The sequence below is a fragment of the Yaniella soli genome (genome assembly GCF_054782375.1).
Genome location: NZ_BAAGSP010000010.1, coordinates 80,374 through 93,133 on the forward strand (window position 1 = coordinate 80,374; position 12,760 = coordinate 93,133).

The 12,760-nt window shown below is 56.9% G+C and carries 12 protein-coding genes and 1 pseudogene; 6 read left to right on the top strand and 7 right to left on the bottom strand.

The annotated features are described in order from the left end of the window. Positions 1–37: 37 nt before the first annotated feature. Positions 38–217, top strand: a pseudogene (locus tag ACYVJT_RS07200) (DUF4143 domain-containing protein); the annotation flags it as partial. 216 nt (positions 218–433) lie between these two features. Then, on the top strand, positions 434–1,642 hold the full coding sequence (locus ACYVJT_RS07205) for a globin domain-containing protein (protein WP_343955924.1): 1,209 nt from the start codon (positions 434–436) through the stop codon (positions 1,640–1,642). A gap of 6 nt (positions 1,643–1,648) precedes the next feature. On the opposite strand, the gene ACYVJT_RS07210 is transcribed toward ACYVJT_RS07205, so the two are convergent. From ACYVJT_RS07210 to ACYVJT_RS07230, 5 genes are all read right to left on the bottom strand, one after another. Beyond that, positions 1,649–2,410, bottom strand: a complete 762-nt coding sequence (locus ACYVJT_RS07210) for a helix-turn-helix domain-containing protein (RefSeq protein ID WP_343955925.1) — start codon at positions 2,408–2,410, stop codon at positions 1,649–1,651. A 67-nt stretch (positions 2,411–2,477) separates the two neighbouring features. Beyond that, a complete protein-coding gene (locus tag ACYVJT_RS07215) occupies positions 2,478–3,194 on the bottom strand; it encodes a ubiquinone/menaquinone biosynthesis methyltransferase (RefSeq protein WP_343955926.1) in 717 nt (238 codons plus the stop codon). Positions 3,195–3,234: 40 nt separating this feature from the next. After that, the gene (locus ACYVJT_RS07220) at positions 3,235–3,798 is read right to left on the bottom strand and encodes a YbhB/YbcL family Raf kinase inhibitor-like protein (RefSeq protein WP_343955927.1); all 564 of its coding nucleotides are present in this window, start codon (positions 3,796–3,798) and stop codon (positions 3,235–3,237) included. 128 nt (positions 3,799–3,926) lie between these two features. Next, positions 3,927–4,145 carry a CsbD family protein gene (locus tag ACYVJT_RS07225; RefSeq protein WP_343955928.1) on the bottom strand — a complete coding sequence of 73 codons (219 nt, stop codon included), beginning with the start codon at positions 4,143–4,145 and terminating at the stop codon, positions 3,927–3,929. A gap of 143 nt (positions 4,146–4,288) precedes the next feature. Then, positions 4,289–5,488, bottom strand: coding sequence for a pyridoxal phosphate-dependent aminotransferase (locus ACYVJT_RS07230; RefSeq protein ID WP_343955929.1), 1,200 nt, complete (start codon positions 5,486–5,488; stop codon positions 4,289–4,291). 254 nt (positions 5,489–5,742) lie between these two features. Between ACYVJT_RS07230 and ACYVJT_RS07235 the strand changes: the two genes are divergently transcribed. Then, the gene (locus tag ACYVJT_RS07235) at positions 5,743–6,726 is read left to right on the top strand and encodes an ATP-binding cassette domain-containing protein (RefSeq protein ID WP_343955930.1); all 984 of its coding nucleotides are present in this window, start codon (positions 5,743–5,745) and stop codon (positions 6,724–6,726) included. Further along, a complete protein-coding gene (locus tag ACYVJT_RS07240) occupies positions 6,723–7,595 on the top strand; it encodes an ABC transporter permease (RefSeq protein ID WP_343955931.1) in 873 nt (290 codons plus the stop codon). The genes ACYVJT_RS07235 and ACYVJT_RS07240 overlap by 4 nt, the downstream gene beginning before the upstream one ends. On the opposite strand, the gene dnaB is transcribed toward ACYVJT_RS07240, so the two are convergent. Together dnaB and ACYVJT_RS07250 are read right to left on the bottom strand one after the other, a co-directional pair. Continuing rightward, positions 7,592–8,947, bottom strand: coding sequence for a replicative DNA helicase (gene dnaB / locus ACYVJT_RS07245; protein WP_343955932.1), 1,356 nt, complete (start codon positions 8,945–8,947; stop codon positions 7,592–7,594). The genes ACYVJT_RS07240 and dnaB overlap by 4 nt on opposite strands. A gap of 794 nt (positions 8,948–9,741) precedes the next feature. After that, positions 9,742–10,485 carry a YggS family pyridoxal phosphate-dependent enzyme gene (locus ACYVJT_RS07250; protein WP_343955933.1) on the bottom strand — a complete coding sequence of 248 codons (744 nt, stop codon included), beginning with the start codon at positions 10,483–10,485 and terminating at the stop codon, positions 9,742–9,744. A gap of 73 nt (positions 10,486–10,558) precedes the next feature. Here ACYVJT_RS07250 and ACYVJT_RS07255 point away from each other — a divergent pair, with 73 nt between their 5' ends. Both ACYVJT_RS07255 and ACYVJT_RS07260 read left to right on the top strand, forming a co-directional pair. Further along, a complete protein-coding gene (locus ACYVJT_RS07255; protein WP_343955934.1) occupies positions 10,559–11,923 on the top strand; it encodes an aminotransferase class I/II-fold pyridoxal phosphate-dependent enzyme in 1,365 nt (454 codons plus the stop codon). Positions 11,924–12,349: 426 nt separating this feature from the next. Next, positions 12,350–12,553 carry a cold-shock protein gene (locus ACYVJT_RS07260; RefSeq protein WP_343955935.1) on the top strand — a complete coding sequence of 68 codons (204 nt, stop codon included), beginning with the start codon at positions 12,350–12,352 and terminating at the stop codon, positions 12,551–12,553. The last annotated feature ends 207 nt before the right edge of the window (positions 12,554–12,760 follow it).

Here is a 12,760-nt window from a genome sequence, read left to right on the forward strand (position 1 = left end):
GCCATCGCATTACGTCGAAGGCGTTGATGGGCAGGTACTAGGTATTGAAATCAAACTTGCTCCAGCTGTCTCAGACGCGGACGTCAGGCATCTCAAATGGCTCCGCGATGAGATCCCCGACCGGATCGTCGATCTCATGGTCGTGACAACAGGCACCACGGCTTATCGAAGAACGGACGGCGTTGCTGTGGTTCCGCTAGCCCTACTCGGCCTTTAAACTCATCGAGTTCCGAAATATCCCATCCAGATTTGTCACTGTAATCGAACACATGAGCACGCAATTCCGCCAGAGCAGAAGGCTCTGACGACGCACATCGGGCATCGCACAAATAAACACGGTGGAAAACCAAACCGGAAAACCACAGACGGGCGACAATGACTGTGTTCTCGAAACATTCGAGAGGACCGTTCTACCAAGGAGTTGAAGTCGTCCATGAAACTGTCACCGGATTCAGAAGCCGTCGTCAAGGAAACCGCAGGCGTCGTCGCTGAAATTGCCGATGAGGCCACCGTGGTGTTTTACCGCGACATGTTCGAAGCGCATCCAGAATTGCTCAATGTCTTCAATGAGGCGAATCAGGCGATCGGTGAGCAACCCAAAGCTCTGGCCGCGTCGGTGGTGGCCTTTGCGGTGCACCTCATCAATCCTGACGCCCCGGATTTCACCCCGGTCATGCAGCGCATCGCCCATAAACACGTGTCGTTAGGCATCAAGGCCTCCGACTATTTGATTGTCGGCCGTTACCTGCTGGGTGCGGTTGCCAAAGTGCTTGGCGATGCAGCCACCCCGCAAATTGCCGCAGCCTGGGATGAAGTCTATTGGCTGTTTGCTACGGCACTGATCGCCGAAGAAGCTCGCCTTTACGCCGAGGCCGGCACTAATCCAGATGAACCGTACCGTCCCTACCGCGTGGTCGAACGGTTCGAAGAATCCGATGAGGTCTTTTCACTTTTGCTGTCGCCCGTCGACGGCCAAGTGCCCAGCCACCACACTGGCCAATACGTGGGCATTGCGGTTGATCTCCCCGATGGGCGTCGTCAGCCACGCCAGTACACCATCTCATCGGGACCGCGCGGCGATACACTGCGGGTGACCATTAAACGTGTTCGGGGTGTCAATGGCACCCCTGATGGTCGCGTCTCCGGTTGGTTGCATGAGCATGCCACACCTGGCACCGTCCTGGATGTCTCGCAGCCGGCGGGTGATGTCATTCTGGACAATACTGACGCCCCACTCGTGCTGGTGTCAGCGGGTATTGGCATTACCCCGGTCGCAGCGATCATGGAAGACCTTTCTCGTCGCCAACCGGAACGGACAGTGCGGTTGTTCCACGCCGATAAGACCCACGCACATCATGCCCTGTACGACGGTTTGCGGCGCCAGGTGTTGGCCATGCCGGATGCTCGGGCACAAAACTGGTACGAAGAGGGTGCTGAGCAGGCGCCGACCCTACATCCCGCTCGTCCGGGATTCATGGACCTCTCCGACGTTGAGCTCCCTGTTCAAGCAGAAGTGTTTATGTGTGGGCCGCTGCCGTTCATGCAGATTGCTCGGAAGACTCTGATCGATCAGGGCGTGCCGTCCGAATCGATTCACTACGAGGTATTCGGCCCGGATATGTGGGCACAGAACCCAGACTAAACCCGTCTAGCCGTATGACATCTGGCAGTACGACCCACCATCGTCACCTGCAACGCGCCGTTGTGCTGCCAGGGCGAATTGGGCAAGCTCGGCGTCACTTCGGTCACCGTCGATGCCGGGCGTTGCCGTCGTCTCGGGTGCCTCATCGTGGTCTTGCTCATCGGAGCCCAGGACGACAAGGCAACTGTGGGCGGTGGTGAAGGGATGAAGTTTCCGCAGTTTCAGGGGACCGTCGACCTGGTCAAGCTGTTGCCGCACCAGTTTGGCATGCACGGCACAGACGACGGGGCGCTCTGATTCCAGCAAGTCCTGATAGATGCAGGGTTTGACCTCGAGGCTGAGCTGGTCGGCATCCATGACCGGCTCCATTCCGGCGTCGTCCAAGTGTTCATAGAGCACATCGAGCTGGTGCAGCGCATCGTCCCCGAGGGCGTCACCGCCGTCGAGGTCGGGTGCAATCCTACGCAGCATTTCACCGCGAGCGCCAGCGTCTTCAGCGCGCTCTTGCGCCGCGGGACTGTGTTCACTGCGCTCGACGGGCCAGTACCCCATCGGTGGTCGACCGCGACGACCAGTATCCACCGGAGTGCTTACCAAGAAACCTTCAGCTTCTAGCACCCGCAGATGATCTCGTGCGGTATTGATATGCACGTCCGCTTCAACGGCAAGATCTTTTAACGCTTGTCCCGGCTTGCGCTGAACAGCGTGGAGAAGGCGTACCCGGCTTTCCTCTGTGAGGCCCCGGTAATCTTTTACTCTGCGAGGCATACTTGCATCATAGCAACGGAGTATGTGTTGACGCTGTTACTATGCGGTCAGGGTGATCACGTTGCCTTTATGCAACAGGTTTTTGACCCCAGTGCAGTGCCATCGTGCCGAACATGTAGGTCTTATAACCGCTTGTGACAAAGCCAGCTTCACCGATCATGTGTTCGATGCGGTCTGCCGTGTGGAAGCCGCGCGAGGTACGTGACAGGTACTCATAGGCGTCTGGATTTTGGGTGATGGCGTTGGCCAAGCGCGGCACCACGTATTTGATGTAGGCGGTCGAAAATGGCTTGACCACGTTACGGGGTGCTGGTGACATCTCGAGCGATGTCATCCAGCCGCCGGGCTTCAGGACGCGGTATTGTTCCTGAAGGGTTTTAGCAATATCGGTGACGTTGCGCAGCAGGTAGCCGTGGGTGACCGCGTCGAAGGTGTCGTCATCATACGGCAGCTCCATGGCATCACCGGTTTGCCAGACAATATTTTCGCCACCGGGACGACTCCGGGCAACCTCTAGCATTTCATTGGAAATGTCCAGGCCATACACTTCGGCGCCGTAGCGTTGATTGGCGGCTTCAAGTGCGAGATCGCCTGTGCCCGTGGCGATGTCTAAGACTTTGGGGGCTTGGCCGAGCTGGGCGGCATTGACCGTATCTCGAATAAAACGGGGCTCTTGGCCCAAGGTCATGACCAGGTTCATCAAGTCATAACGGTCGGCGATACGGTCGAACATGTCGGCCACGGTGGCACCGTGGGCGTCAACGGCTACAGTATGTGTATTCACAGTATCTTAGCCTAGCTGACACCCACCCACCGGCGATTCGTTAGTCTTCGACGATTCCGTAAACGGTCAGGGTTGCACGGCCCAGTGTGTTGCCGTGACGGTTGAACCCGAAGAACGCGTTCGAAGCGTCATCGGGGATATCCAGTTTCTCCACACCCAGGGCATGCACGGTGATGATGTAGCGGTGCGCACCGTGACCTGCCGGTGGTGCCGCACCGATGAATCCTGGTCCGCCGCCATCGTGCTTGAGCTGAAAGGCGCCCTCGGGTAAACCGGAGCCATCCGCTGCACCGGCGTTTTCGGCGAGCTCGGTGACGTCTGCTGGAATGTTGCCCACTGACCAGTGCCAGAAGCCTGAACCGGTTGGCGCGTCAGGGTCAAAGATGGTCACCGCATAAGATTTGGTGCCTTCCGGTGCGCCTGACCATTTCAGGTGCGGGGAAATGTCTTCACCGTTTGGCACGCCCATGGCCCCTGAGTACTGCGGTGCAGGAAATTCCTGCCCTTGCGTGACGGTGTCGGAGGTGACACTAAATTCAGCGGCTTCTTCAAGGCGGGCGAATTGGTCGTTTCCGATGCGGGCAAGTTCGTTGATGTCAACCATACTGCTCCTTCGCGTTGTCATGACTCGTGGTCGGTGGCAAATGCATGGCCTAGCCTAGCGGAATCACACAGCAAGAACCCGGGTCGGCGTCCTGCCTTCCCGGGTTCTTGCATGTTGCGAACTGCGGCTTAGTTGTTCTTGAGGCCGTCAGTAAATCCTTTTGCTTTATCTTTGACGTCACCCAAGGTATCTTTAACCTGCTCGGAAGTGTCTTTAACCTTGCCCTTCAGGTCCTGACCTTTACCTTCGGCCTCGGTCTGTGAGTCACCGGTTGCTTTACCAGCGCCTTCTTTGGCTTTGCCAGCGAATTTGTCTTTTGCGGCATCTGCTTTATCTTCGATTCCCATGGTGGTCACCTCTCAGGTTTCTCGGGAACAGGTACATCTACGACGCTACTGACTCCGCCTTGCTGATGTCACGTGAATTCAGGGAACTCACAGCAAACATTCACTTGGCATTGGCCTCGAGTAGTGCTTTCATGCCTTGACCTCTAGCTGATGGTCGAGTCGAATTCCACGATACGTTCGATGGCACGCTCCACGGCCTCATACCGAGCCGCAAAGGAAACACGAATGAACTGGTCGCCGTCCACCGAATCGAAATCCACCCCCGGGATCAGGGCAACGTGTGCGTGTTCCAAGACCGCAGCCGCATAGTCGACGGTGTTGCCATAGCGCTGCAGAATCTTTTCGGCGGGCTGGGCGTAGTAGTAGAAGGCGCCGTCTGCGGGCGCGGCATGACGCCAGCCCAACCGGTCGACATTGTCGAGGACCAGCTGACGGGTACGGGCGAACTCAGCGACTTTTGCGTCAGATTCGGCATACGCTTCAGTGCTGAACGCTTCCGTCGCCGCATATTGCCCGGCAGCAGGCGGGCACAGCGAAATCGAACCAGCCAGGCCTGAGACCGCCGGGGCGAGATCTGCTGGCATGAGCATCCACCCGAGTCGCCATCCGGGCATGCCCCAGTATTTTGAGAACGAGGAGATGACGATGGCATTGCGATCAAATTCCCAGGCCGACGTGCCGCGATCTTGGCCAAAGGTAATGCCATGGTAGATCTCATCGGAGACGAGACGCACACCGTTCTCAGCGCACCACGTTGCGATGCGACGCATGTCATCGCGGGGCACCATGGTCCCCGTCGGATTATTTGGCGACGCGACAATGAGCCCATCGAGCGGTTTTTCGGCGTGGGCCTCAGCCAGTTTTTCCACATCGAAACGGAAGTTGGACTCTATGCCAGCTGGCAAGTCGACGACTTCGACATCGAGCGCACGCAGAATATTGCGGTACGCAGGATAGCCCGGGCGGGCCAGCCCGACACGATCACCGACATCAAAAGCCGCGATGAAACTGGAGACGAATGCCCCGGATGAGCCGGTCATCACCGTTACGGATTCATGGTCCACTTCGAGGTCATACCAGGTGCGGTAATGCGCAGCAATGGCTTCGCGAAGCGGCTGCGTCCCCAGCGAGGGGGTGTAGTTGAACACGGGACCGTCTGCGTTGTGAAGTTGAGCTGCGGCACGGTTGACGGCTGCCGGGGCACCGCCGCTGGGTTCACCGGCGCCCAATGAAATTACGTCATGTCCCTGGGCTTTCATCGCGTCGACGTCGCCAACGATGTCCATGACTTGAAAACGGTCTACCGCTGAGCGACGACTGGGTGCAAAATGTTGAGCTGCCATGCCCCAAGTATGCCAAACCCCACTGCCGCGAAGTCAACGCTGCGAGGCCGGGCGTTTTCTGCGCTAGATCGTCGAACAATATCGCCTCTGCTCGAATGCACCGTCCGGGACGTTGACCGCGCCGAAATACCACCGTCGCCTCCAGTCACGGGCGTGGCAGGAGGTGACTATAGCAAGACGGATGCCATAAAATTTGAGGGCTTAGTCTGCAGCCCTCATGGCTGCGCGGGGCGTCATGAAAGGAACCTGACATCATGCCCACTGATCATGTGGCCGTGCAGACGCATGGTCTCGTCAAGAACTTTGGCGAAAACACCGCCGTCGATGGCGTCGACCTGTCCATCGCCCGCGGCGGCATCTATGGCGTCCTCGGGCCCAACGGAGCCGGGAAAACAACGGTGATCCGCATGTTGGCCACCCTGCTGCGGCCCGACGCAGGCGAGGCAATGGTGCTCGGCCATGATGTCTATAGCGAGTCGCACGCAATCCGGGAGAAGATCGCGCTGACGGGCCAATTCGCATCCATGGATGAGGATCTCACCGGTCTTGAGAATCTCATCCTGCTGGGTCGTCTCTTCGGCTACAAGCACCGATCAGCCCGCCGTCGCGGGATAGATCTGCTGGAAGCGTTCGGTTTGAGTGACGCGGCAAACCGTCCGGTGAAGAAGTACTCGGGTGGTATGCGCCGCCGTTTGGATATCGCTGGCTCGCTGATCGTGACGCCCGACCTGATGTTCCTCGATGAACCGACCACCGGCATCGATCCGCGAAGCCGCAACCAGGTTTGGGATATCATCCGGACGCTAGTCGACGGCGGGACCACGATTCTACTGACCACCCAGTACCTGGAAGAAGCCGACCAGCTGGCCGATCGTATTGACGTGATCGATCATGGCAGGGTCGCCGCCGAGGGCACACCCGGCCAATTGAAGGCTGAGGTCGGCTCCGGCGCCTTGAGCATACGCGTCAACGATGCAACCCGCCGAGACGAAGCCGCTGCCATTCTGGACCGGGCAGGTGGCACCCACGTCACCCGTGAAAATGACCCCGCCTCGTTGAGGGTGCAGGTTGACCAAAGCTCCGGCGTGACCGTAGCCCTGCAGGCGCTCGAGGATGCAGCCATCGACGTGGCCACGTTCTCGTACGGTCAGCCCAGCCTCGATGAAGTCTTCCTCACCCTGACCGGGTCTCATGCCACCTCGCAAACCGAAACTCCAACCGAGGCTGATGCCCAATGATGACGACACCCGACCACACAACCCAGTCCGTCGATAGTGGATCAGCTACCGGCCTGCACGAGTCTGAGCGCATCCGGAACGTCCTGGTGGCACAACAGGACCGACCAAAGCCAGCCGGTGGCCTCTCCGCCTCGGTGACCTATGGGTGGCGAGCCCTGTTGAAGATCAAGCACTTGCCGGAGCAGCTCATCGATGTCACGATCTTCCCGATCATGATGACGTTGATGTTCACCTACATCTTCGGCGGGGCAATCGGCGGATCAGTTGATAACTATGTGCAATTTTTGATCCCCGGTATCTTCGTGCAGACCCTCATCATGATCACGATGTACACCGGACTCACGTTAAATCGGGATGTCTCGAAGGGCGTTTTTGACCGTTTTCGCTCCCTGCCGGTGTGGCGGCCCGCCCAATTGGTGGGCGCACTGCTTGGCGATCAGGTGCGCTACCTGTTGGCCGGAACCATCATTCTCGCCGTCGGCTTTGCCCTGGGGTTCCGTCCTGAGGGCGGACTCACCGGGGTCGTGGCTGCGTTTGTCCTGCTGTTGATCTTTAGTTTCAGTTTGTCGTGGGTGTGGACCACCGTCTCGTTGGCGGTTCGTACCGAGCAGGCAGCCATGGGCGTGTCCATGTTCATCATGATGCCCCTGGTCTTCGCCTCGAACATCTTTGTCGACCCGCAGACCATGCCCGACTGGCTTCAAGGTGCAGTCGAGGTCAATCCCGTCTCGGTAGTGGTCACGACCGTGCGCGAGCTGATGGCCGGGACCTTCAGTGTCAGCTCGCTCGGAATGGTCGGGCTGTGCTGCGCAGGGTTGATCGTCATCTTCGGCCCGTTATCCATGGTGATTTATAACCGAAAGAGTTAGAAGCCGCCGTCGGACGGGGCCATGTTCGCAAACCTCGAGTAGTGGCCCTGGAACGCAAGTTCGATGGTCTTGGTGGGGCCGTTACGGTGTTTGGCCACGATCAGGTCGGCTTCACCGGCACGCGGCGATTCCTTGTCGTACATATCTTCACGGTGCAGCAGGATGACCATATCTGCGTCCTGTTCAATCGAACCGGATTCGCGCAGGTCTGAAACCTGTGGACGCTTATCAGTCCGCTGCTCAGAGCCACGGTTCAGCTGTGACAGCGCAACAACTGGGACTTCGAGTTCCTTGGCCAACAGTTTCAGCGAACGCGAGAACTCGGAGACCTCCTGCTGACGGGATTCGACGCGTTTGCCCGAGCTCATCAGCTGTAGGTAGTCCAACACGACCATTTTGAGGTTGTGCTGCTGTTTTAGTCGACGGCACTTGGCCCGGATCTCCATCATCGACATGTTTGGCGAGTCATCAATAAAAAACGGCGCCTCATTGAGCTTCTGCAGAGTCAGCGCCATCTTGCGCCACTGTCCCTCATCCAGGGTCCCTTTGCGCAGGTCAGACAGCGAAATGGTGGCCTCCGAGGACAGCAGACGCATCGCAATTTCTGTCTTGGACATTTCCAACGAGAAAAACGCAGTGGTCATCCCGTGGCCAACAGCGGCAGCACGAGCGAAATCGAGCCCCAGTGTGGATTTACCAACCGCAGGACGGGCTGCAATCACGACCATTTGTCCGCCGTGGAGCCCCTGGGTGAGTTCATCGAATTCGTCGAAACCAGAAGGGACACCGGACATCCCGTCACCGGTTGTCGAAGCAGCTTCGATTTCGTCGATGGTTTCCGCCAGGATGTCGCCGAGGGCTACATAGTCCTCGCCGGTGCGGTTTTCGCCCACCTTATAAATCTCGGCTTGGGCTTCGTTGACGATGTCTTCAACTTCGCCATCGGAGCTGTAACCCATTTGGGAAATCTTGGCGCCCACATTAACAATGCGCCGCAGGATCGCTTTTTCAGCCACAATGTCGGCGTAGAACGATGCGTTCGCCGCTGTCGGCACCGATTGCACCAGGGTGTGGATATGTGCGGCTCCACCCGTCCTGGCCAGTTCCTTGCGTCGATCCAACATTGAAGTGACCGTAATGGCGTCAGCGGGCTCGCCGGCGGCAAACAAATCGGTGATGGCCGTGTAGATCACTTCGTGACCGGGAGAATAAAAATCATTTGGTCGCAAGACTTCCGACACTTCAGCGATCGCGTCGGTTGATAGCATCATCGCACCCAGCACCGAACGTTCGGCGTCAAGGTCTTGCGGGGGCGTACGTGGATTGGCTGAGACTCCGTTGGCAGTTTCCATTGTGTTAAAGTTTGCCATTGTTTTGTTGAAAGTACCCTCCCCTGCCCCGGCAGCATAATGCCAAAAACTCGAGCCCGTAGAACGGCCGATGCACGCATCACTTTCGTGATGCCAATACCGGCCGCTACGAGCTAGTAACGCTCGACAATACCCGCCAAGAATTCGTCTATCAACCAACGAAAACTCTTGAACTGTGAATAACTTGTGGATTTCGTTGTGGACTCTGTGCACAAGCTGTGGATCATCAGTGGAATACTTATGCACAGTATCCACAAACTCGAATCTGACTTGGGTGTTTATATAATTTCAGCTGTGGATTACTTAATTTTCCGCCCCATTTTCCGGGATTTGACAACACGATTTATCCACGAATTTAACACTTTCCACACCGTGGATCGGAGTTATCCCCAGGTTATGCACAGGCTGTGGGTAAACTACACGCATGTTATTTCATAACTATTCCGCGTGAAACACGGCATGTCGCACGAAGTCGAAAATTAGACACGACTCGAACCGAAAATTTCAAGTCGAACGCGGCACTTCGAAGACGATGAGTTCGTAGTTCACATTAGTCACTTTAAACCGAGTTACCTGGAAGAAATATCTCGTTCATGAAGTAAGGGAGACCTCAGAAAAAATTGTTCACCGATCCTGAATCGCTGCTTTTTGACGAGATAATGAACAGATTTCCGCCACGACTCAACCGTGGTGCTCCTCCTGTCGTCAGCACGTCCCGACGGCGAGAATTACACACGTGTAACTTGTGCACAGCATGTGGACATCTCTGTGGATAACTACTTCGCTGAGTAGTCGCGTGCTCCGAAGATCGCGGTACCCACGCGGATGACGGTGGCGCCTTCCTCGATGGCGATCTCATAGTCGTTGGACATGCCCATAGACAGACCACCTTCACCGATCAGTTCCGGACGACGCTCACGTAGGTCATCACGCAGATCGCGCAGCATGGAAAAGTTTTCGCGGACCACGGTCTCGTCATCGGTGTGAAACGCCATAGTCATCAGACCTCTGAGGTTGAGAGCATCAAATTCTTGAAGCTGCTCTAAGAAGTCCTCGACCTGCCGCGGTTCAAGTCCCGACTTCGTATCTTCACCCGAGGCGTTGACCTGGACGTACACATCGAGAGTGCGGTTATATTCCTTCAGGTGTGCGTCCAGTCTGCTGGCAATACGGATTCGATCCAGTGCCTGGAATTCATCGGCGAACTGCGCCACGGCACGAGTTTTATTCGACTGGAGCGGCCCGATCACGGCCCAGTGAACGTTCAAATCGGCCATCGCCTCGGCTTTGGATTCAGCTTCCTGCACCTTATTTTCAGCGAGCTGGATCATTCCGGCAGCATATGCGGCACGGAGGCGTTCCTCCGGCACGGTCTTGGACACCGGTAGGAGGCGAATTTCTTGTGGGTCACGACCAACCCGTTCAGCAGCAAAGGCGATGCGTTCACGAACCTCATCAAGCGCTTTATGGAACTCAATTTCTGTGGTGGCGACAACAGGTGCATTCTCAGGCGTGGACATGACCAAAATGTAACATAGAAGCAGAGTATTTTAGCCTTAACCCCCGTGAGTGGTGGGTTGTTCAGGAGTTTTGGTGCCCAAGTCATCTGCTACATCCGACCCGATCGCGTCCATCACCGCACAAACCGCCGCCGAAATCGCCGAGTCGGTTCGTGATCTGGTCGATACCGGCAAACTCGTCCCCGGCGCCGGCTTGCCCCCGGTTCGCACCCTGGCCGAGCAACTTGAAGTTAATCGCAACACCGTAGTCGCCGCCTATGGCCTGCTGGTACAAGCAGGCGTCGCAGTGACTCGAGGGCGCGCCGGCACGAGCATTGTGGACTTACAACCACTCCCCCAGGAGGGCTTTTCTGATGTCGAAGGCATGATCGATATCGCATCCGGGAACCCTGATCCAGCTCTTTTACCGCCCGCTGGAAAAGCCCTGGCCCAGCTGGCCGCCGACGAGCCGGTACTCTATGGTCAGCCGGTCATCGATCCGGATCTCGCATCGTGGGCTCGTCAGGCTTTATCCAAGGATGTCGGCGCCGTAGCGTTGACGGTCACGGCTGGTTCTGCTGATGCAGTCCAACGTCTACTGGCAGATTCCCTGACCATTGGGGATGCCGTCGGATTCGAACAGCCCTGTTTCCTGACGACATTGCAGACCGCTCAAGCCGCGGGGTATCGCCCCGTGGCCATGCCGGTTGACGATGAGGGGCTCAGCGTTGAAGGACTACAGAGCGCTTTGAATGAGGGCGTTCGTGCACTCGTGGTGACGCCTCGAGCGCATAACCCAACCGGTGCGGTCATTTCGAGACCCCGCGCCAAGGCGCTGGCGGGACTGTTAACTCAGTATCCGCATGTACTGGTGATCGAAGACGACCACTTCTGGCAACTTTCGGGGCACGCCTATCGCTCCATTATCCCTGACGGCCATCCTCGCTGGGCGCTGATCCGCTCCGTGTCAAAGTCTCTCGGCCCAGATTTGCGGGTGGGCATTGTCGGCTCCGATCCACTCACGGCAACTCGGTTGGGTGCACACATCCGCTCAGGAGCAATGTGGGTATCCCACCTGTTGCAGCGGCTTACCTACTTACTCACGACCAATCCAGAGACGCCCGCGCAGTTAGAGCATGCGTCAGCTGAATACTCACGGGCGAATTCGAGCCTGATTATGGCGTTAGCCGATCAACATATCACTGCGGTTGCTGCCGATGGCGTCAATGTATGGATTAATGTGCGAACCCTAGCGACTCCAATTGTATCGGCTTTGGCTGAGCGCGGATGGCTCGTGCGTGATGGTGCCGAGTTCTCACTGGATTCCAATGATGACGCCGTTCATCACATTCGTGTGACCATCCACCAGCTGACCGAAGGACAGCTTGAAAGGTTCGTTTCGGACCTCGTTGCCGTACTGTTTGGGGAACCAATACATTTGATGGCGCACGGTGATTAGGTTAAACAGCAGATATGCGGGTAGAGTTGGAATCGCTGTTCTTCAGGAGCTTGTTTTTGTACCGCGTCGTTCGTGGTGCAAGGAGAAGATTGACCCAGTCTCTATGAGATACTGAACAGAGGTCTCAGATAGCTGAGATTGAACATAGTTTGAACGAATTGGGATTTCATCTCCACCATAGCTTTACCCACAACACCGCAAGTCTCGCCGTGTTGTCTCGCTCGCAGATCAAGAACTTTGCGTGACATTGCCGCTTTCCACTGATCTACGACTTCTATTTGTCCCCCAGCTCCATCCACTACCGCACCATGTCGCATCCGCGGCTTAGTGCTGGGCATATTGTTGCCCCACAAATTTCCGCGTTGGAAACTTCCTCGCGGGTACAAGGATCACACGTGTGGTCCAAGACTGAAAAGGAATGACGTTATGGCCACAGGCACAGTCAAATGGTTCAACTCCGACAAAGGCTACGGCTTCATCGCTCCAGATGATGGCTCCTCCGATGTCTTCGCACACTTCTCCGCTATTCAGGGTTCCGGTCACCGTAACCTGGAAGAAAACCAGCAGGTAGAGTTTGACGTTGAACAGGGCCAGAAGGGCCCACAGGCAACCAACATCCGCGGTCTCTAAACCCGGATGATTGGATGATGCAGTTGGTGTAAGCCGCTGCTGACTCGCTCTACGGCGGGCGGTTCGAACACTGTGATTTCAGTTTCGGATCGCCCGCCGTTTTTTGCGTTAATCGAGTAGGTGGGTCGGGTTTCCCGACCCACCTCTCACACCACCGAGCATGCGGGACCGCACTCGGCGGTTCGCTTAGCCGTTTGGACGAAAGCG